The sequence below is a fragment of the Ideonella sp. genome, assembly GCF_044358605.1.
Lineage (GTDB): Bacteria > Pseudomonadota > Gammaproteobacteria > Burkholderiales > Burkholderiaceae_C > Ideonella.
Genome location: NZ_JBIKNQ010000023.1, coordinates 47,113 through 66,736, shown reverse-complemented (window position 1 = coordinate 66,736; position 19,624 = coordinate 47,113). Strand labels below are relative to the sequence as shown.

The following is a 19,624-nucleotide window of genomic DNA, read 5'->3' as shown; positions in this document are numbered from 1 at the left end:
ACAACCATCGAATTCCTCAACGCGCCCTCAACCACCAGACCCCCATCGAGGCCCTGAAAAAATGGCACGCCTCACACCCCAAGCTCTTCACAAAACGTGTGAATGATCTCCCGGGGCTTGACAAGTAAGTACTTTCCAAGTTCAAACTGCGCGTTTTCATGTAGTGAAGTTTCGGGTTCTTCAATAACAAACAGACTTTGCTCTGGCGAGTTCTCTAGGAGGTCAACCAAGTAGAGTGATCTTCCTTCACCAAAACCCATATTGTTTTCAGAGTACTGAGCACCGAATCTACTCGCAATACCAAGTTCTCCCTTTCGTTGCCCGTGAGTTATGCCTTGGAAGTGCAAGGCTTGGTAGGGCTGCCCGAGAATGCGTCCCACCCGATCCTTGACGTCGTCCGGTATTGCGCGCTTAGCAGCAAGTTGAATCTCCGCTCCCCGATACATGCTCAGGTCGCGTTGCTCGACTTTGGGTATGTAAATTGTGAACCCAATGTAGTAGCAACTGCGTTCAGGCTGCCGCTTGTATCCCGACCACTCCTTGACCGATCGCGCCACGGTCAGAGTCTGTGGATTGTTTGGATCGGTCGTGTTGTACTCGAAAACAACTGAGGAGTCTGGGCGGAAAGGGTTGGGGTCTGCAGCAGAAGCAGGAAAGAAGTCTCGGACGTAGAACCGCTTGATCCCAGTAACAGTTGACGGCTTTCTGTAGGCACCTAGGCACAACTGACCTACCGTACTCTTGCCTGCACCGTTTAGGCCGGAGATCGCGACGATTGGAAACAGGAAGTCAACTGAGAGGTCATTGATGCCCCGGAATCCTTGAATGCGGACCGACTTCAGTGAAGGACCGAAGTTAGCATAACGATTCTTTGAAGCGTACTTTTGTCGGCCTTCAGCGCGGCCAGGTCGGGGTAATAGGCCACTTCGGCGTCCAGGCCTTCGGGCGCGGTGCTGATGCTGTTGCCCAGGGCCAGGGCCGTCAGCGGGTGGGGCACAGGGCTGCTCAGCATCACGTTTAAGGGGCCGCGCTGCCAGACCTTCATGCTCACGGGCTCGGCGCGCACCTGGCTTAGCCCCAAGCGTTGCATCTGCGCCTGAGCCCAGGCCACGGCGCGGGCGTCGGCGGGCGAGCCTGCGGGCCGGGCGCCGACCTCGGTCACCAAAGACTCGGTCAGGGCATAGGCCAGGCTGTCTTTCAGGCCCAGCTCGCGCAGGGCTTGGGCGTGGCGCAGGTCGCTGCTGGTCAGCGCGGCGGGCGCGCTCTGGGCCTGGCTGATCAGCGGGGTGGCCAAGCTGCCCAGGCAGCCCAGACGGGTGAGGAGGGAGCGACGGTTCAATGCCATGGAAAACCCCGAGTCTTGAGTTGGGGGGGCGCGCTGAAAGCACGCGTTTGCCCGTGGATGGGCGCGAGTGGCGCAATGCTAATCTCCAACGTCGCTCGCAAGTGGTTTGAGCGGCCAGAACAAGATGAGGTTTGGTGTGGACGGGGTAAAAGCAGGCGTTTGCAAGGCGCTGGTGTGGGGCCTGTGCGCGGTGGCCTGGGTGGCGCAAGCCAACCCCAGCAGGCCGCAGCAATGGGGCCCGGTGGTTGAAAAGCACTTTGGCGTGGCCGTGCCAGACCCTTTCCGGGGCCTAGAGCAGTCGAATCACCCGCGCGTCAAAGCCTGGCTGGCCCAGCAAAGTCGTGAGGCCGAAGCCAGCTTGTCGGCCATGCCGGGCCAGGCCGATTTGTTGCGCCAGATGGTCGAGCAAGACGCCGACTTGCCCTTGCGGGTGACGGATGTGCGGCTCTTTCCCAATGGCCAGCGGCTGTTTCTGCGCCGCATGGCGGGAGAGGATCAGTTCAAGCTGGTCTTGCAGCCCGCAGGGGAAGCGCCGGCCAAAGTGCTGGTGGACCCGGAGGCCGTCAGGCGCGGTCGCGGGCCGGTGTTTGCCCTTAACTATTTCCAGACCTCGCTGGATGGCCGTTGGCTGGCCTACGCGCTGTCGCGCGATGGCTCAGAAGACGCCACCCTGCGCGTCATGGACACCACCAGCGGCAAGGTCGTGGGCCCAGCCATTGACAGGGCTGAGGTGGGCGCTGTGTCCTTCAGCCCAGACGGCCAGCACTTGGCCGTGTTGCGCTTGCAGGCGCCAGGGCCGCAGGCGCGTGATCAAGACCGCTACCTCAACTCGGCCGTGTGGCTGATGCAGCCCGGGGCGCCCCTGCAGCAAGCGCGCAAGATATTTGGCCCGGGCGTGCCCGGCGTGCGCCTGAAGCCCGAGGACGTGCCCGAGGTGGAGTTCAGCCACGACGGCCGCTGGGCTATTGCCACGGTCTACACCGGCACCCAGCAAGACTTGGGGCTGTGGCTGGCCCCGGCCTCTTCGGTGCTGGCGGGCCGGCCGCAGTGGCGCAAGCTGGCCGGCGCTGCAGACCGCGTGGTGGGCAGTGCCTATGGCCACGGCTGGCTCTACTTGCGCAGCCGCCAGCAGGCGCCCAATTACCAAATCCTGGCGCTTGACTTGCGTGCTGAGCATTTCACGCCCACCTTGGCCGATGCGCGGGTGGTGGTGCCGCACAGCGAGCGCGTGGTGATGGGCATGACGGTGGCTGAGGATGGCCTGTATGTAGAAAGCCGCGAAGGCAACGTCAAGCGTTTGTCGAAACGCAGCCACCGCGCAGACGCCGCCTTGCTGGACCTGGCCCTGCCCATTGACGGTGCGTTCAGTTTGACCCACGAGACCAGTTTGTCTGGCGTGGGCCACCCCCTGCTGCCAGGGCTGGTGCTCGACCTGCAGGGCTGGCTGCACATGCGCCAGTTGTATCAAGTGCGGGCCGATGGCGCGGTGCACAACACGGGCTGGCAGCCCACCAGCGCAAAAGCCGGCCAGGCCGACGCTCAGGCCACCGAAGTGCTGGTGCCCAGCCACGATGGCGCCCTGGTGCCCATGTCCATTGTTCATCGCAAGGGCTTGGTGCTGGATGGCAGCCACCCCACCGTGCTGCTGGCCTATGGCGCTTATGGCCACACCGAAGAGCCGCGCTTCAGCACTTTTTTGGCGTCTTGGGTGAAGGCTGGTGGGGTGTATGCCGTGGCCAATGTGCGCGGGGGCGGTGCCAAGGGCGACGCCTGGTACGAGGCCGGGCGCAAAGCCACCAAGGCCAACACTTGGCTGGACACCATTGCCTGCGCACGCTTTTTGCAGCAACAAGGCTGGACATCGCCGGCCAAGCTGGGCTTGTGGGGCGCCAGTGCCGGGGGCATAGCGGTGGGGCGGGCCATGACCGAGCAACCGGACTTGTTTGGTGCCGTGGTGTTGTCGTCAGCCGCGTTAGACATGGTCAGCGCCGAGCGCGAGCCCTATGGGCCGACCAACGTGCCCGAGTTTGGCACCGTGCGCCGTGAGGCTGACTTCAAGGCCTTGCTGGCTATGAGCACCTATCACCACATCAGAGATGGCGTGGCCTATCCGGCGGTGCTCATCACCCACGGCATGACGGACCCCCGCGTGACGCTATGGAACAGCAGCAAGACGGCCGCACGGCTGCAGGCCGCCAGCCGCAGCGGCAAGCCGGTGTGGCTGTGGGTGGATGATCAACTCGGCCACAGCCTGGGCAACACCCGGGCGCAAGAGTTGCGCGGCTTGGCTCTGGTGCAAGGGTTCTTCAGGGGGCAGTTGGGGCTGGGCGAGCGCTGACCGGCCCTTGCGGCGCGCAGCCCCACGCTGGCTTTACATTACCGCCGGTGACGCCCCACGCGTCTTGAGCGTGCAGCGTTGCGCCACGCACTGCGCGCCTGGGTCCGGCAGCATGGCGCAGATGGACATCATCCCCGAGCGTTCCACCTCGGCCTTGCGGGCCTGAGTGTGGGCGTCCACCAAAGGCTTCAGCTTGGCCTCGTTGGTGCCGCTGGTGGACCAAGCCAACCAGGCCTCAGGCCCACCGCAAGCCCGGTGGCCCACGCCGATGGTGCGGCACTGGCTGTTGCTGGTGCAGGCGGCGTCCCCGATCTCGTCGCGCACCTTCTGCGCCAAGGCCGCCGCCCCGGCGGGCACAGCCGTGGCGGCGCTGGCGGGGGCGGCTGGGGGCTTGTTGGCGGGCGCGGCGCAGGCGCTCATCAGCACACAACTCAACAACAGGCCAGAGAGGGCGGGGCGCGCCAAGCGCAGGGGGGCAGGCATAGCAGTCTCCTTCGAGCGGGCAATGCACGGAGTTTGGCACCAATTCGGGGGCTGGCGCTGGCCCATCCGAGGGGGACGCTAAGGGCCATGGCATGCGGCACAATCCAGGGCCGCGCGGCGCTTTGACCTTGAACGCTTGAGGCTGCCGCGCCCCCTTTTTTTGAAGCCGACCCAGGGAGCGCCCATGGCATCCGTCAACAAAGTCATCATCCTCGGCAACCTGGGGCGCGACCCCGAGGTGCGTTACACCCCCAACGGCGCGGCCGTGTGCAATCTGCGCATTGCCACCACCCGCAACTGGAAGAGCCGCGACAGCGGCGAGCGCCAGGAAGAGACCGAATGGCACTCGGTGGTCCTGTATGACCGCCAAGCCGAGATCGCTGGCGAATACCTGAAGAAAGGTCGCCCGGTCTACATCGAGGGCCGCCTGAAGACCCGCAAGTGGCAAGACAAAGAAGGCCAAGACCGCTACACCACCGAAATCGTCGCCGACTCCATGCAACTGCTGGGCGGCCGTGAAGGTGGCGGCGGTGGTGGCGGTGGCGACGACGAAGGCTACAGCCGCGAAGCCCCCGCGCCCCGCGCTGCACCCGCCCCGCGCCGCGAAGCCCCGGCCCCCCGCCCCGCGCCCAAGTCGTCGACGGGGTTTGACGACATGGATGACGATATTCCGTTCTGATCGGCACGCCGCGCTCAGCTCGCTCTGAAAAGCCCCACAGTGAATGCTGATGGGGCTTTTTTGTGGTGAAGCACATTTGCCCTGAGGCGCGTACTCTGCAGGCGACCAATGCGCAACAACGACCGAGTTTGATGGCATGCTCCAGTCCCATTACGTCCAGCGCATCAGCCTGAATCGGCAGCGAGTCGATTCCTTCGATCGCTACCCCTTTTGCCTGCCGGCCGTCCGATCGCTTGAGAGCCTGGACCTTCATCCGCGAGTGACCTACTTTGTCGGTGAAAACGGTTCCGGAAAGTCAACTTTGTTGGAGGCCGTCGCAGTCTCATTAGGATTCAATGCAGAGGGGGGCAGCAAAAACTTCAGTTTCGGCACTCGTCGGTCACACTCAGAGCTTCATGAGTACCTGCGAGTCGGAAAAGGCTTCCGGAGGCCGAAGACAGGTTTCTTTCTGCGGGCGGAGAGTTTCTTCAATGTGGCCACTGAGATTGAGCGCCTCGACGAAGACCCCTTTGGTGGTCCGCCCGTTGCAGCGAGCTACGGTGGCCGATCACTGCACGAGCAATCACATGGGGAGTCTTTTCTCGCACTGATGAACGAGCGCTTCACGGGCCAAGGACTCTATCTTCTGGATGAGCCGGAGGCTGCGCTCTCTCCGCAGCGACAGCTGGCTGCACTGTCGCGGATGCATGATCTGGTTCTCGACGGGGCGCAGTTCATCATTGCGACTCATTCACCAATCCTCATGGCTTATCCAGACGCCTACATCTACCTCTTGGGACAAGACGGTATCAGTCGTACGACTTACGAAGCCACCGAGCATTTTCAGCTTTCACGCGCTTTCCTGATGGATCCCCAGCGCATGATGAATCGTTTGTTTGAGCGCCAGGGGTGAAGGCTGAGTATGCGCATATCCCTTGCACTCTGCGCCTTCGCAGTCCTACTCGCAGCGCTGGCCTATGTGAACTTCACCTCGGTGCATGCCGACCCTGAGCCCTTTGATGCAAGGGAGTGGCGCAGGCGCGCCGAACAGGCCAAGCAGCCTGATCCAGGATGTGTCCGCGGCGGTATTGCGCTGACACTGCTGGACGACCGCCAGTTGAACAAGCTTGGCAAGAACGAGGTGATCGCTCGGTTAGGCCCGGCGGAGGTGATGCGAGACGATCAGCTTCGCTATAGCCTGGGCCAATGTCACTGGGACTGGAGGCAAAGTGACTTGGTCATCACTGTTGCGCCGGATGGGGCTGTGGTGAGCGTCACCATCGAAGCAGGCTGACTCTCAAGGTGACCCACAGAGCGCTTGAGGGAGCGATCTTGACCCGACCAAGGTGAGGGGTGAACCCCAGTGTTGCGGGGTTGGTCGCCGCCTTCTGCCTGAAACGGCGTCTGTGTGGCGGGCATTTCTTCCGGAACTCCGGGTATTCCGGAGGCTTTGTGACAGAGATGTTAACTTTCGAGACGCAAATCTCGACTAATATATTTTGATCTTAGTTGGGTGAGATTGACCATGGCAGTGCTGAATGATGCAAAGAGCCGGACCGATTTGTTGAACCGGCTCAAACGTGCCGAAGGGCAACTTCGCGGTATCCAGAGAATGATCGAGGGTGGTGAGGACGCCCTGGATATCGCGGGCCAGATGTCGGCCGTGCGCAAGGCGCTGGACAGCACCTATGTTCGGATGACGGTCTGCGTCATGGAGCAAGAGTTGGCCGGAAAGGTCAGCGACAACGCGCGGGGCCGCAAGCAATTGGCCGAGGTGATGGACGAGGTCCAAGCATTGCTGTCCAAGGTTCGCTGAGAGCGCTCCTCCGCTCAGCGGCTCACGCCAGTCGGGCCACCAGTTGTAGCAATTCGCGTGGGCTGAAGGGCTTGACCAGATAGTCGCTGGCGCCGGCACCCAGGCCGGTGGCGCGGTCTTCCGGGCGGGCCTTGGCACTGAGGATCACGACCTTGCTGCGTTTGAGGCGCGGGTCGTTGCGGATGCGTCGGCAGGCTTCTATGCCGTCAAACGCACCGGGCATCATCACGTCCATCAGCACCAGGTCGGGGTTCAGGGCTTGAGCTTGTTTGACGCCGTCTTCGCCATTGGACGCTTCATGCAAGTCATAGTCTTGCATCTCCAAGGTCATCCGAACCAGTTCTCGGATGTCGGTTTGGTCGTCGACGATCAACACTCGTTTCATGAGGGCTCCCAGGTGATGGCACAGCAGCGACAGCTACAGCCACCTGCCTACCCTCACTGTAGGCGGCTGGCCCCGTGGTGATAGGCAGAAACAGGGGGCGAATGGGCTGATGTTGTGGCCTTTGGGCGCCGGCAGTTCGCGCGATATTGCACGAATCTGCCGAAGACTGCGAACCCGCTATGCCCACCACTCTGCTTCCTGTCAGCACCCTGCGCCGAATGGACTACACCACCGTGGTGTTGTCCGCCGCTTTGGGTGCACTCTGTGTGGCATTGACGTTCGACGGCCCCCTGGCGGGGAGTACCCAAGTGTCGGTCGGGGTGCTCTTGGTGGTGGCTGCCCTGCTGGCTTACCGCTGGGCGGGCGACACATGGTTGCGATGGACGATGTCGGTGACGGTGACCGGGCTGAGCGCTGCGCCGCTGGTGCTCTCAGGGGGCAAGGCCGAATATGTGTTGCCGATGATGCTGACCCTGTCGGTGCTGCCGGTGTATCGCTCTTGGCCCATCATTGCCACCATGGGGGGGCTGATGGCGGCCCACCTGATGGCGCTGTCTCAATGGGGCGTCGGCGGTGGCATGAGCACCGTGGCCCAGAGCTTGGCCGTGGCCACCGTGGTGGCCCAGGCCTGCTACCTGGTTTATGTGGCCTGGGTGGGTGGGCACCGCGACAGCGAGCGATTTGACGTGGAGTTCTTGGTCAAAGCCATGGGCTTTGACGGCCCGATCCGTTTGAACTTTGATGCCGTGCGTGCCGAGTCTCAGTTGGGCAAGCGACTCAAGCATGTGCAAGACCGCATGGCGGATGCGCTGCGGCAAGTGGACGCCTCCACGCAAGGCGTGCATGGCGTGGCCGATGTGCTCAAAGACAGTGGCACCGAGTTGATGCAACGCACAGAGAGCAGCGCCAATGGCCTGCGAGACGCGGCGATGGTGCTGGAGCAGATCACCGTCATCGTGAAGTCCAGCGCCGAGGCGGCGCTGGAGGCGCGCGCGCATGCAGACGCTGCGTCTGAGCTGGCCTCCGGGGCGGGCAAGATCATTGAACAGATGGTGGGGCAGATGCGCCACATCGACCAATCGGCGCGGCGCATCACCGACATCATTGCCGTGATCGATGGCATTGCCTTTCAGACCAATATCTTGGCGTTGAACGCGGCGGTCGAGGCGGCCCGCGCAGGTGAGCAAGGGCGGGGTTTTGCGGTGGTGGCTGCCGAGGTGCGTTCTTTGGCCATGCGGGCGTCGGATGCCGCCAAGGAAATCAAGGGCTTGATCGCCGACTCCCTGCAAACCGTGGAGCAGGGCAACCAACTGGCTGACTCTGCAGGTGACAACATGCAGCACTTGGTGGAGGCCGTGCAGCGGGCGGGTAATGTCTTCCGCAGCTTGTCTGCCGACACCGATGAACATGCCAACAGCATCGAAGCCGTGACCCAGGCCGTGAAGGACCTGGACGAATTGACGCGGCAGAACGTGGCGGTGGCTGAACGCGCCGACGAGGCCTCGCGTACCTTGGCCCAGCATGCGGGGGGGCTGAGCCAGGTGCTGGCGGCCTTCCGGATCTCTCACACCATGCCGCCGCCAGTCTCTGTCAATGCCATGACGCCGCCGATGGCGCCCCCGCCCCGTGCGCACACCAAGGCGGCTGCACCGGCGCCAGCGGTGGTGGACTTCTTCTGAGGCCACCTGGGCCTCAGTGGGCTGCGCCGTTCAAACCCCCGAGGGGCTGTGCGGCCAAGCCAAGGTGATGATCGCGCCGCCGTGCGCGTTATTGCCCGCCTGAATCCAGCCGCCGTGGGCTTGCATGATGCGGCGGCAGATGGTCAATCCCAGCCCTGTGCCGCCTGAGCCGTCTTTGGTGCGTGTGGACTGCACAAAGGGCTCAAAAATGTGTTCGCGCTCGTCCTCTGGAATGCCAGGGCCTTGATCGCTGACCGTCAACTGCACGGCCTGTGAATGGCTGGTGAGCGAGAGCCGAATCACGCCACCGTCGGGCGAGAAGCGCAGGGCGTTGGCAATCACATTGCGCAAGACCTGCTGGATGCGGAAGGCGTCGAGTTGCATGGGGGCCACGCGCGCTGTTTGGTCCCAGACAAAGCTCACGCCGCGCGGTCCGGCCAAGGGCTCAAACTCCGCCAGAACCTCCTGCACTTGCAGGGGCAAGTCGGTGCTGGACAAGTGCATGCCTTGGGCGTCGCCGTCGAGTTTGGCCACATCCAGCAGGTCGTTCACCAAGGCCAGCATGCGGTGCCCGCCCACGTGGATGCGGTCGAACATGGTGTGCAGGCGCGCGTGCTCCTGGCTGAACTTCACGCCCAGCTCAGAGAAGCCAATGATGGACTGCAGCGGCGTGCGCAACTCGTGCGACATATTGGCGATGAACTCCGTTTTGACACGGTTGGAGCTCTCGGCTGCGTCACGGGCCAGCCGCGTGGCGCGCTCGGCCTCGCGGAACTCGGTGACATCGACGATATTGCCAATCACGCCTGCAGGTGTGCCGTCGACCTGAGTGAAACTGACCTTGGTGGTGACGGTGTGGCGCAGCGCGCCGTCGCTGCGGCGGTGAATGCCCTCGCGGCGTATCACCTGGCCTGCATTCAAGGCGGTCAGCTCGGCTTCAGTCTCGGCCGGTTCACCCCCTTGACCGGCGGCTTGGCCCAGCAAGCACAAGCCCGTCAGTTCCGTCCAGGCCTTGTTCACCATCACCAGCCGGCCTTGGTCATCTTTGACGAAGATGGGCGTGGGCGTGGCTTCGATCAACTGGGCGGTGAAGTCGAGCTGCGCTTGTAGGCGGCGGCGGGCGCTTTCGCGCGCGGAGACATCGGCGCCAAAGCCCGCAAAGCCTTGCAGGCTGCCGTCTGGCCCGTGCAGGGCGGACAGGCTCAACTCCATCGGCAGGCCCAGGCCTGAGGCCATGCTCAACTCCACCGGTAAGGGGCTTTGCGGCCCTCGCGCAGCGTGGGTGATGAGCTGGTCCACAGCCGCCCGGTCACGCTCTACCACCAAGTGCTGCAGCGGTGCGCCCAGGGCTTCGTCGTCGGGGCGTAGGGTGATCTGTTGCCAGCGCGGGTTCACATAGGTCAACCGCCCCGAGGCGTCGGTGCGGAAGATCCATTCGCGCACGCCCTCAATCAGCACGCGCAGCTCACGCTCGCTGTCCACCACGCGCTCATTGGCGGTGTTGAGTTCGCGCGTCACTTGCTCATGGCTGCGCAGGCTTCGGGCGGCCAGCGAGGTGAAGCCCAAGACCACGATGCTGGCCACCAATGCCGCCAGGCAGGCCCCTTGCGCCAGCGGCCAAATGTCGGCGATGGCTTGGTCATAGGGCTGCTCTACCATCACCACCAAGGGCTGGCGGCGCAGGCTGCGAAAGGCCATCACTGCGTCTTGTCCGTCCAGCCCTTTGTCGATCAGGCTGCCGCTTTCTTTGGCGGGGAGGAACTGCTTGAAGGCAATGTGCCCTCGCATGGACTGTCCAGGCTCAGCCCGCAAGGCCGAGGTGCCGGTCAGCAGCACCCCATCAAAGGCCAGCAGCGCCCCCACGGCGCGCTCGTTGTCCAAGGTCAGCGCGTGTTGGTTGGCAAAGTAGTCGGGGTTGATGGTGGCGACCAGCCAGGGGGCCGTGGCGGCGTCACCGCTGAGCCGCTGCAACACGGGCATGAAGCTTTGGCTGCTTTGCGGCGGCGCGCCGGTGGCCCGGTCCAGGGCCCATTGACCTAAGTCTCGCCCGGCCAGCAGGCGGGGCACCACACCGCCGTTGGGGCGGTCGGCGGTGCCCAAAGCGGCCAAGTCCACTTGCGCCCCCACATTGGCGGGCAGCGAGCTGGCGGTGACCTTTCCCTGCGGGCTCACCACCGACAAGCTGCGCACAAAAGGCAGGCCTTGCAAGAGCGTGGCCATGGTCTGGCTCAGGCCTTCAGCGTGGGTCAGGTGCAGGTCATGTTCGCCCTTGAGGCGGTCCGCATGCGTGGCTGTGTCTTGAACAATGGTGTCTTGCACCGCACTCAGCACCACATCTACGGTGTTGAAGGCACGGTTGGCATGGTCCTCCAGAGCGCGCGCGTTCAGGGCGGAGCGCTCCAGGGCGTGGTCTTCCAGCTCCCGGTGCTCCATCACCATGAAGGCCACCAGACCCAGCAACATGCAGGCCAAGAGCGAGAAGCCCGCCCACCAGGCGGCACGCTCCGTCAGCCACTCGGGCAGGGCGGCGCGCTTGCCAGGGTCTGTCATTTGCGGACCACGATCTCACTCAAGCCCGCCCGCTTCGCCGCAGCGTCGAGCCGACCGTCTTTCTTGATGCGCGCCACAAAGTCGTCCACCTTCTTGAGCCAAGCGTCGTCGCCCGGCTTCACGGCGTAGGCATAGGGCAAGACATGAAAGGCCGTGGGCGGAGAGATCAGCTTGGCCCAATCGGCGTTGTCCAGCAGGCGGCGGCTGTAGGGGTAGTCGGTCATGAACACGTCCACGCGCCCGGACTCCAATTCTTGTTCGCGGGTTTGTGGAGGCTTGACCACCACCATCTTGGCTTGCTTCAAGGCCTCGGACATCACCGGCTCCATGAAGGTGCCCGCTTGCACGGCCACCAGCACGCCCGGCTTGTCGATGTCGCTCCACTGCTTGACGGTGCGGTTGGAGCGTGTGGTCACGCCATAAATGTCGCTTTGTAGATAAGGCTGGCTGAAGCGCAGCACCTTGGCCCGTGCGGGCAGCACGCCCACCGCAAACATGGCCACATCGCACTTGTCGGTGGTCAGGTCTTCCACCAGCTTGGCGAAGGAGGAGTCCACATACTGGACTTTGGCGCCCAGGTCTTTACCGAACTCGGCAGAGAGATCAATGTCGATGCCGGTGAGTTGCTGGGTGCGCGGGTTGCGCAGCGTGATGCCGTAGTAATCCGGCCAGATGCAGACCTTGAGGTTGCTGCTGGCGGCCACCCGGTCAGCCACTTCTGCGGCCATGCTGGCGGTCGAGGCGGCCAGGCCCAGAAGGACCCCGAGGGTCGCGGTTCGTGCAGCAAGAGTGAGTGTGGGCATGATCAGTCCTTGAAGATGCTGAAAGCAGCGCAGCGGGCGGATTGTGCTGAGTCTTGGCAAGCAGGGGAAGTGGCGTTGCAAGTGCTTGCTGACAACAGGGCAACCGTCTGAACGGCCCGGCGCTGGTAGTTGGTCATCGGCCGATGCCCGCTGTCCTTGATACTTGAGCCCAAAGTCTCTGAGGTTTAGCCATGCCTGATGCCACACCTGCCCTTGCCCGCAGCCCCTGCCTGCCGCCCATGGATGTGCAACGCACCGAGTTACACAACGAGGTCCATGCCCGCCCCCCGGCCCGCATCCGCCTGCCGGCCTTGGTGGTGCTGGTGGTGGTGCTGAACGACGCCGTCAGCCGCGAGCAGGAGTGGCAGCACTTGCGCCGCCTGCCGGGCCAAGAAGGGCTGGCGCTGGAGGCCTTGCAGGGTAACTTCGTGCGCCTGCGGCTGGGCGGCCACACCCTGAAGTGGGAGCGCCACAGCGAGTACACCCGCTACGTGTTGGTGCAGCCCTTGCCCGAGGGTGCTGGGCTGGGCGCCGAAGAGCCGGACCTGCTCAGCGGCATGCTGGTGGGCACGGAGTGGCTGGCCAGCATTCCGGGCCGCACCATGGCGGCGGTGCAAACCGCCTTGGTCGAGCACCCGCTGGACGATGCCCCTGCCGCTTTGGCACTGGCCCAGCGCTGGTTGGGGGGCGGCACGGTGGTGGCGTCCTTGATGGGGCATGGGCACTCTTTGGCGGTGACCCGGTTCCAGCTGCGCGAGGACGGCTTTGAGCGCATGGTGCTGGTGATGCCGCCAGGCACCACCCAAACCCGTGCGGGCCGTGTCTCGCAACGCCTGCTGGAGATGGAAATCTACCGGCTGATGGCCTTGCGCGGCTTGCCGGTGGCCAAGAGCTTGGCCACCCCGCTGGCCGAGGCCGAGCGGGCGCTGGCGGATGTCACGGCCCGCTTGGACGCGCATCAAGAGTCGGAGCAGGTTTTGCTCGATACCCTGATCAGTGTCGCCGCCAAGGTGGAGCGGGCCACCGCCGAGTCCATGTACCGTTTCTCGGCCACCCTGGCCTATGACGGCCTAGTGCGCCAGCGCATTGCCGAGATGCGCGAGAAGGCCATCCCAGGCACCCAGACCTTGGGCGAGTTCATGCAGCGGCGGCTCTCACCCGCCATGGCCACGGTGGCGGCCACGGCGCAGCGCCTGAATGCGCTGTCCGCCCGCATTGAGCGCGCCAGCAGCCTGCTGCGCACACGGGTGGACATTGCCACCGAGCATCAAAACCAGCAGCTGCTGGCCAAGCTGACGCGGGGCCAAGACCTGCAGCTCAGCCTGCAGACCACGGTGGAGGGCCTGTCGATTGCGGCCATCTCCTACTACGTCATCAGCCTGGTGCTGTATGGCGGCAAGGCCGCCAAGGCGGCGGGCCTGCCGCTCAACCCCGAGATGCTGGCCGGGGCGTCGATACCGCTGGTGCTGTGGGCGGTGTGGAAGGCCACGCAGCGCGTGCATGCGCGCTTGCATGGCCCCGGCGGCCACTGATGGCCTGCGGCTCAGGGCTTGATATAGCCAAAGCCCTGGGTTTGCAGCCGTGCAATGCGCACCACCCCCGAGGGCGTGAAGTTGGCCTCTTGAATGAACTGTTCCTTCTTGAGGCTGCGGTTCCTGAGCGTGATCTCGCAGACCTCAAAGCTTACGCCGCGCGCCACCAGGGCTGAGACCAAGGCGTCATAGGCCGCGCCACTGGGGTGTTTGGCACCCTCCATCAAAAAGTCGACGCCTTCGCCATGGCTGACCACGGTGATCTTGGCGCTGGGGTCCACATCCAAGTGGTTGCGCAGATTGCGCAAGCCCGACAAGGCTTGGCTGGCCGCGTCGTTGATGTGATACACCACTTTGTCTTGGGCCAGACTCAGGCTGCAAGTGGCTGCCAACAGGCTGGCCAGCACCATAGATTTCACGCGCATGGAAAACTCCGGGTGAGTGAGGTCAATGTCTATAAGTTGTGGATGATGCATCATCCATCCTCAGCATCTTGTCCTTGATTTCCCCCAGGCGCTCATGACCTCTTCCAATGCCCCTTTGAAATTCCTCCATCCCGGCTGGTTCACCCTGGTGATGGGTGTGGCGGGCCTGTCGCTGGCCTGGCACCGTGCTGGGAGCCTGATGGGCGAGATGGCCGGCGGCATCGCCCTGGTGTTGGGGGCCTTGGCGGCCTTGATCTTTGTGGCTCTGGCGGTGGGCACACTGCTGCGCTTGCAGCGCCACCCCGAGGCCTGGCAGGAAGACCTGCGCCACCCGGTCCGTCATGCCTTTGTGGCCACCATGCCCATTTCGCTGATGCTTTTGGGCACGGTGAGCGTGGCGCTGTTCGGCCCCAATGTCGTGGCGGCGGGCCTGTGGTGGGTGGGGTCGGTGGGGCAGTTGGGCGTCACCTATTGGGTGCTGGCACGCTGGTGGCAGCCCAAGGCGCAGGGTGGTCTGCAGTGGGCTGCGGTGACGCCCGCTTTGTTCATCCCCATCGTGGGCAATGTGTTGGCACCGCTGGGCGGTGTGCCGCTGGGGCATGAGCTGTGGGCCATGGCCCAGTTGGGCGTGGGCGTGCTGTTCTGGCCGGTGGTCTGGACGCTGCTGATGGCCCGCATCTTGGTGCAGGGCGCCTGGCCCGAGCGGCTCTTGCCCATGAACTTCATCTTCATCGCGCCACCGGCGGTGGTGGGCTTGGCGGTGCTGCAATTGGGCGCGCCGGCACAAGGGGGCTGGCTGCTGTGGGGCATGGCGATGTTTGTGGCGGCTTGGGTGGCGAGCCTGGCCCCGCGCTTGCGCACACTGCCCTTTGCGCTGCCGCATTGGGGGGTGAGCTTTCCGCTGACAGCCCTGACGGCCCTGACGCTGAAGCTGGCCACGCCCGGCAGCGCCATGGCGGTGCTGGGGCCGGTGCTCTTGGCCCTCAGCACCTTGGTGATCTTGAGCTTGTTGATGGCCACCTGGCGCGGCCTGCGTGCCGGCACCATGCTGGCGCCGGAGCCGGTGGCCGCCATCGTGCCTGCCGCAGCCTGATCAGGCTGGTACGGCGGCAAACCGCTGCGCCAGCCAGCCCTCCAGCTCCGCTGCCGGCATGGGCTTGCCGATGTGCCAGCCTTGGGCTTCATCGCAGCCCATAGCGTTCAGGCGCTCCAAGACGGTGGCGTTCTCAACCCCTTCGGCCACCACACTCAGGCCCAGGTTGTGCCCCAGCTCGACGATGGAGCGCACAATCATCGCGTCCTTGGGCTCGCGCTCCATGGCGCGCACAAAAGACATGTCGATCTTCAGCTCATGCACCGGCAAGGTCTTGAGCGTGGCGTAGGAGCTGTAGCCGGTGCCAAAGTCATCGATCGACAGCTTGTAGCCCCGCGCCTGCAAGGCGTGCAGCGTCTGCACCGCGCGCTGCGGGTCGCTCATGATGGCGCTCTCGGTGATCTCCAAGCACAGCGCGTTGGGCGGCACGCCGGCATGCGCCAAGCGGGCGTCCAGTTGGGCCAGCAAGTCGGGCTTGGCCAAGTCGTGGGTCGAGAGGTTGATGGACAGCCGCCCCTCAAAGCCCTGCGCACGCCACGCCGCCACAATGCGCGCGGCCTCTTCCACCACCCACAGTGTCAGCGTGTGGATGAAGCCGGTGTCCTCGGCAAAGGGGATGAACTGCAGCGGCGGCACCATGCCGCGCTGCGGGTGTTGCCAGCGCACCAGGGCCTCGCCACCGACGATGCGGCCACTGCCCACGGCCAACTTGGGCTGAACAAATAGCCGCAACTCGCTGTTGCGCACCGCCCGGCGCAACTCACCCAGCAAGGACAGGGTCTGAGCGCTGCTGGCGTTCAATTCGGAGCTGTAGACCAAGCTGCCCAGCTTGCGCTGCTTGGCCGCATGCATGGCCATCTCAGCATGGCTGAGCAGCACCGCCGGTGCCTCGCCGTGGGCGGGGTAAGCAGCCACCCCAATGCCGGCGCTGACATCCACCGGGTGCTCATTGAGCAGCAAGGGCGGCACCAAGGCCTCATGAATCTCGGCGGCGGCTTGCTCGGCCTCTGCCACGCCTGCATGGGGCAGCAGCAGCGCAAAGTCGTCGGCGCTGAAGCGCGCCACCAAGCCCCCGCGTGGTGCAGCCACGCGCTGTAGCCGTTCGGCCACTTGCACCAGCACTTGGTTGCCGCTGTCATAGCCCAGGTTGTTGTTGACCTGCTGCAGCCGGTCCAGGTTCAGCAGCAGCACGGCGGCTGGTAAGCCCCCTTCATCCAGCGCGTCGCGCAAGGCTTCGCTGAAGCGTGCCCGGTTGGGCAGGCCGGTCAGGCTGTCGGTGAAGGCGAGGTTGCGGATGGCTTCATTGCGGGCCGCCACATTGCCGCGCATTTGCTCAAAGGCCTGCGCCAAGTCGGTGACTTCGTCGTCGGCGCTAGGCAGCGTCATCGGGGTGACGAAGTCGCCTTGGCCGAGGCGGCGGCTGGCCTCCACCAGGGCTTGCAAGGGCCGGGTCACGCGCCGCGCCGTCCAGACACTGCCGGCCACCAAAACGCACAAGCCCAGCAGCGTGATGCCCAGGAGCAGCCATTGCAGGCGGCGGTAAGGCGCTACCGCCGCGTCCACCGAGCGCCACAGCACAGCCCGTAGCTCCCCTTGGGGGGTATTGAGCCAACTGACCGCATGGGTTTGCACGGCCACCCCCGCCACCTGCGCTTGCCCCGCGCCCAGGGGCCATTGAGCCAGGCTGGTGGCAGACAGGCCGGGCTGACTGCTGGCCACGACACGGGTTTGTGAGGGGCTGAGCTTGAGCCAAGCCATGTGCAGGTCTGAGACGCCATGCAGGTCTTTGGGGGCCGCGTCGGTCAGCGGAAAGCCCATCACCACCCAGCCCACCAGCAGCGGCGCTTTCATGGGCACGGTCACCACCTGATAAGCCTGTTGGTCGACCAGCAGCCACTGGTTGAGTTGCGGGCTGCCGTCGGCCTGGCGCGGCCATTGGCTCAGCGCTTGGCGCAGCGCGTCATCGCCCCCGCTGACGGCGCGCAATTGCAAATCCGGCCCCAACCAAGCGGCCACCGTGGCGCCGATACGCCCCGACTGATTGGCCAGCGCGTCTTGGATGGTGGCGCTGTCCTCAGAGTTCACCGCCGCCCGAAAGCCGTAGTCTGCGGCCAGCAAGGCGGCGCCTTGTTGCAACTGCTGCGCGCTTTGCGCCAGCAGCCGGTGCAGCACCCGCTCACCCACCTTCAGTTCATCATTCAGCAGCAGGCGCGCATTGGCTTCTATGCTGTGCCGAATGCTCAGAAAGCCCAAGCACTGCACCGCCAGCAGCAGCGCCAGGAACAAACCCAAGATGCGGCCCGTCAGGCCGCGGTAGAGAGGGCGGGCGTTCATGAGGCGGGCAAGTCCACGTTGATCTGCTCGTTGCCGGTCACTGTCACGGCCCTCAGCAAGCCTTGCGAACCTGCGGGCAGGCTGGGGTGCCAGGCCCGCAATTGGTAGGCGCCCTTGGGCACATCGTCCCAGCGCGCCGTGCCGGGGGTGGCGGTTTTGGCCCACCAAGGGGTGTCGCTCACCACCACCCAGCCCACCATCTGGTCATGGATGTTGCAGCCCAGCACCACCACGCCGCTGCGCTCAAAGAGGATGGGCTTTTCAGGCTTGCCCACATAGAGCTTGATCTCAAACTTCTTGGCCGGTGAGAAGGAGTACACGTGATGCCGCACCGTGTCGCGGTTCGGAAAGCTCACCGCAGTCCCCGCAGTGACCACCGTGACCATGGGGTCAAAGCGTCGTTGCTGCTGACCGATCTCCACCGCTGTCATGGGCTTGACAGGCACCTTGGCCCCGACAGGCTCCAGCATCAGCACCGCATCCACCAGGGGCTGGCCTTGCTGGCCACGCACCGTCACGCTGACGCTGCCCGCCGTGGCGGACAGGGCCACCCAGCCACAGCACAGGCTGGCCAAGGTCTTGAGCAAAGAAGGATTCGCCATGGGAGAGTCGGTGAAGGAGGAGAGGCCCGTCGATCACCGGCTTTTCGGCTGTTGGAGGGGGGAGCTTGAGGGCGACAAGGGTCTGCGGACTGCCTTGCCCTGGTGCGGGGTGGTTCCCAGGCTACCCCCGCGCTCCTCAGCGCCTCTCAAATCGCCCTGCGGCCCACCCCGCTCCAGGGCAGTGGGTGCGGTGGCACGGTTACTGTGTGGCGATGGTGGCCAACAGGGGCGAGTCAAACATCGCGACGGGTGAGATGACGGGCTCGTTCAAGGGAATGCTGTCGCCATAGCGCTCTTTGAGCTTTTTGCGCACAGCGGGGTCGGACAGATTGAAATCTCGGATCTGCTGGCGCTGGCCAATGCTGACCCCCAGCGCCCGCTGATAGGCCTTCCACACCAGTTCAGAGCAATAGATTCGGTCGTCCGACCACTCAAAAGTCAGGTCGTAAGGACGCCCGACAAAGGCTTGACCGTGCTGCCGAAGCTTCTCGATGGCTTCTGGCGTCAGTCGGGTTTGCGCATCGCGCAGGCGCTTGACCACCACCTCGCCGCCAACACCGCGCGCCACCCATGCCGCTAGCGGGGTATAGCTCACTTTGCCTATAGCCTCCAGCACATAAGGCTTGCCGTTGCGCATGAGCACCATGCCCATGTGGCTGTACTTAGACCCTGTCGCCCGCTGCACGGCCACACTCTGCGACGAGCGCGAGGTCTGAAAAACAATGTCGCCGTCCTGCACCGGCAAGGGTGCGGCGCGAGCCGTGATGCAGGCCAATGTCAGAGCCAGTCCAGTGAGTGTTTTCATGGTGCCTTCATGCCCAAGAGTGGTTCGCAGGAGCCCGCGTCTTGCGTGCTGTATGTATCGCCACAATGCCCAAAGACAGCCGCTCAAAAGACACGTCTTCGAATCCAATGGCGGTCAGCTCGTCGGCCAACTGCTCGGCGCTCGGGAAGTCTCGTATGCCTTGCAGCAGGTACTTATAGGCCGACGCATCTCCTCCCGTGGCGATCCAGCCGAGCATGGGCATGCACAAGGACATGTAGGCCAGATAGAGGCGATGTACCAGAGGCCATCGAATGTTCGAGGCCTCTAAAACGATCAATCGTCCTCCGGGCTTGAGCACACGCCAAGCTTCTTGAAGCACGGCCTGACGCTTGCAGATCTTCAGTGCCAATGACAGCGAATAGGCGTCCACGCTGGCGTCCGCAATGCCCTGCATGCATTGCGCATCCAGTGTCCTCAAGCTCACCTCAGTGCTGTGTTTCTGGAGGCGCCTCTCGGCGATGGCCAGCATGCTGGGGCTCAGGTCTGCAGCCATGATGTGCCGCTTCTCCCCTTGCAGTTGAGGCAACACCCGCAAGATGATGTCACCAGTTCCGGTCGCGCCATCGAGCAGCACGCCCCAGGGCTCCTGCGCAATCACCGCCGCCACGCGCCGCTTCCATAGGCGATGTATGCCCAGACTAAAGACGTCGCACAACAGGTCGTAGCGCCCGGCGATGCGCCCGAACACATCGTCGCTTTGCCACTGGAACTCAGCGGCGTTGTCGTTGGAGTCGGGTTTGACGTTCTTCACTTGA

The 19,624-nt window shown here is 64.2% G+C and carries 19 protein-coding genes and 1 pseudogene; 8 read left to right on the top strand and 12 right to left on the bottom strand.

Annotation, left to right across the window (positions count from 1 at the left end):
• Nucleotides 1-71: 71 nt before the first annotated feature.
• The 3 genes and pseudogenes from ACIQ3Q_RS10205 to ACIQ3Q_RS10195 all read right to left on the bottom strand — a co-directional run bounded on the left by ACIQ3Q_RS10205 (nucleotide 72) and on the right by ACIQ3Q_RS10195 (nucleotide 1,345).
• On the bottom strand, nucleotides 72-557 hold the full coding sequence (locus ACIQ3Q_RS10205) for a hypothetical protein (protein ID WP_396268969.1): 486 nt from the start codon (nucleotides 555-557) through the stop codon (nucleotides 72-74).
• A gap of 186 nt (nucleotides 558-743) precedes the next feature.
• Nucleotides 744-827: pseudogene (locus tag ACIQ3Q_RS10200) on the bottom strand (ATP-binding protein); the annotation flags it as partial.
• Between the two features lie 11 nt (nucleotides 828-838).
• Nucleotides 839-1,345 (bottom strand): hypothetical protein, encoded by a 507-nt coding sequence (locus ACIQ3Q_RS10195; RefSeq protein WP_396268968.1) that lies wholly within the window; start codon nucleotides 1,343-1,345, stop codon nucleotides 839-841.
• 136 nt (nucleotides 1,346-1,481) lie between these two features.
• On the opposite strand from ACIQ3Q_RS10195, the gene ACIQ3Q_RS10190 reads away from it, so the two are divergent.
• Nucleotides 1,482-3,683: a prolyl oligopeptidase family serine peptidase gene (locus tag ACIQ3Q_RS10190; protein ID WP_396268965.1), complete on the top strand. Its 2,202-nt coding sequence runs from the start codon at nucleotides 1,482-1,484 to the stop codon at nucleotides 3,681-3,683.
• Between the two features lie 33 nt (nucleotides 3,684-3,716).
• On the opposite strand, the gene ACIQ3Q_RS10185 is transcribed toward ACIQ3Q_RS10190, so the two are convergent.
• Complete coding sequence (locus tag ACIQ3Q_RS10185) at nucleotides 3,717-4,166, bottom strand: hypothetical protein (protein WP_396268964.1); 450 nt, start codon at nucleotides 4,164-4,166, stop codon at nucleotides 3,717-3,719.
• A gap of 184 nt (nucleotides 4,167-4,350) precedes the next feature.
• On the opposite strand from ACIQ3Q_RS10185, the gene ACIQ3Q_RS10180 reads away from it, so the two are divergent.
• The 4 genes from ACIQ3Q_RS10180 (at nucleotide 4,351) to ACIQ3Q_RS10165 (ending at nucleotide 6,640) form a co-directional block, all read left to right on the top strand.
• Nucleotides 4,351-4,845 (top strand): single-stranded DNA-binding protein, encoded by a 495-nt coding sequence (locus ACIQ3Q_RS10180; RefSeq protein WP_396268963.1) that lies wholly within the window; start codon nucleotides 4,351-4,353, stop codon nucleotides 4,843-4,845.
• A gap of 136 nt (nucleotides 4,846-4,981) precedes the next feature.
• Complete coding sequence (locus tag ACIQ3Q_RS10175; RefSeq protein WP_396268962.1) at nucleotides 4,982-5,737, top strand: AAA family ATPase; 756 nt, start codon at nucleotides 4,982-4,984, stop codon at nucleotides 5,735-5,737.
• A gap of 9 nt (nucleotides 5,738-5,746) precedes the next feature.
• Nucleotides 5,747-6,118, top strand: coding sequence for a hypothetical protein (locus ACIQ3Q_RS10170; protein WP_396268961.1), 372 nt, complete (start codon nucleotides 5,747-5,749; stop codon nucleotides 6,116-6,118).
• A gap of 231 nt (nucleotides 6,119-6,349) precedes the next feature.
• Complete coding sequence (locus tag ACIQ3Q_RS10165; RefSeq protein ID WP_396268960.1) at nucleotides 6,350-6,640, top strand: metal-sensing transcriptional repressor; 291 nt, start codon at nucleotides 6,350-6,352, stop codon at nucleotides 6,638-6,640.
• 22 nt (nucleotides 6,641-6,662) lie between these two features.
• On the opposite strand, the gene ACIQ3Q_RS10160 is transcribed toward ACIQ3Q_RS10165, so the two are convergent.
• Nucleotides 6,663-7,025: a response regulator transcription factor gene (locus ACIQ3Q_RS10160; protein WP_396268959.1), complete on the bottom strand. Its 363-nt coding sequence runs from the start codon at nucleotides 7,023-7,025 to the stop codon at nucleotides 6,663-6,665.
• A gap of 179 nt (nucleotides 7,026-7,204) precedes the next feature.
• On the opposite strand from ACIQ3Q_RS10160, the gene ACIQ3Q_RS10155 reads away from it, so the two are divergent.
• Nucleotides 7,205-8,704 (top strand): methyl-accepting chemotaxis protein, encoded by a 1,500-nt coding sequence (locus ACIQ3Q_RS10155; RefSeq protein ID WP_396268958.1) that lies wholly within the window; start codon nucleotides 7,205-7,207, stop codon nucleotides 8,702-8,704.
• 30 nt (nucleotides 8,705-8,734) lie between these two features.
• Here ACIQ3Q_RS10155 and ACIQ3Q_RS10150 read toward each other — a convergent pair whose 3' ends face one another.
• Both ACIQ3Q_RS10150 and ACIQ3Q_RS10145 read right to left on the bottom strand, forming a co-directional pair.
• Nucleotides 8,735-11,254 carry an ATP-binding protein gene (locus ACIQ3Q_RS10150; RefSeq protein ID WP_396268957.1) on the bottom strand — a complete coding sequence of 840 codons (2,520 nt, stop codon included), beginning with the start codon at nucleotides 11,252-11,254 and terminating at the stop codon, nucleotides 8,735-8,737.
• Entirely contained in the window at nucleotides 11,251-12,057 is an 807-nt protein-coding gene (locus ACIQ3Q_RS10145; protein WP_396268956.1) for an ABC transporter substrate-binding protein, read from the bottom strand. The genes ACIQ3Q_RS10150 and ACIQ3Q_RS10145 overlap by 4 nt, the downstream gene beginning before the upstream one ends.
• Nucleotides 12,058-12,248: 191 nt before the next feature.
• Here ACIQ3Q_RS10145 and ACIQ3Q_RS10140 point away from each other — a divergent pair, with 191 nt between their 5' ends.
• The gene (locus ACIQ3Q_RS10140) at nucleotides 12,249-13,589 is read left to right on the top strand and encodes a DUF3422 family protein (RefSeq protein WP_396268955.1); all 1,341 of its coding nucleotides are present in this window, start codon (nucleotides 12,249-12,251) and stop codon (nucleotides 13,587-13,589) included.
• An 11-nt stretch (nucleotides 13,590-13,600) separates the two neighbouring features.
• Here the strand turns inward: ACIQ3Q_RS10140 and ACIQ3Q_RS10135 are convergent, their stop codons facing one another.
• The gene (locus tag ACIQ3Q_RS10135; protein ID WP_396268954.1) at nucleotides 13,601-14,014 is read right to left on the bottom strand and encodes a DsrE family protein; all 414 of its coding nucleotides are present in this window, start codon (nucleotides 14,012-14,014) and stop codon (nucleotides 13,601-13,603) included.
• A 115-nt stretch (nucleotides 14,015-14,129) separates the two neighbouring features.
• Here ACIQ3Q_RS10135 and ACIQ3Q_RS10130 point away from each other — a divergent pair, with 115 nt between their 5' ends.
• Entirely contained in the window at nucleotides 14,130-15,107 is a 978-nt protein-coding gene (locus tag ACIQ3Q_RS10130) for an SLAC1 anion channel family protein (RefSeq protein WP_396268953.1), read from the top strand.
• Here ACIQ3Q_RS10130 and ACIQ3Q_RS10125 read toward each other — a convergent pair whose 3' ends face one another.
• The 4 genes from ACIQ3Q_RS10125 to ACIQ3Q_RS10110 form a co-directional block, all read right to left on the bottom strand.
• The gene (locus tag ACIQ3Q_RS10125) at nucleotides 15,108-17,441 is read right to left on the bottom strand and encodes a putative bifunctional diguanylate cyclase/phosphodiesterase (RefSeq protein ID WP_396268952.1); all 2,334 of its coding nucleotides are present in this window, start codon (nucleotides 17,439-17,441) and stop codon (nucleotides 15,108-15,110) included.
• Nucleotides 17,438-18,043 (bottom strand): methylamine utilization protein, encoded by a 606-nt coding sequence (locus ACIQ3Q_RS10120; protein WP_396268951.1) that lies wholly within the window; start codon nucleotides 18,041-18,043, stop codon nucleotides 17,438-17,440. The genes ACIQ3Q_RS10125 and ACIQ3Q_RS10120 overlap by 4 nt, the downstream gene beginning before the upstream one ends.
• 199 nt (nucleotides 18,044-18,242) lie before the next feature.
• Nucleotides 18,243-18,848: a YiiX family permuted papain-like enzyme gene (locus ACIQ3Q_RS10115; RefSeq protein ID WP_396268950.1), complete on the bottom strand. Its 606-nt coding sequence runs from the start codon at nucleotides 18,846-18,848 to the stop codon at nucleotides 18,243-18,245.
• Between the two features lie 7 nt (nucleotides 18,849-18,855).
• Entirely contained in the window at nucleotides 18,856-19,620 is a 765-nt protein-coding gene (locus ACIQ3Q_RS10110) for a ubiquinone/menaquinone biosynthesis methyltransferase (RefSeq protein WP_396268949.1), read from the bottom strand.
• Nucleotides 19,621-19,624: the final 4 nt, after the last annotated feature.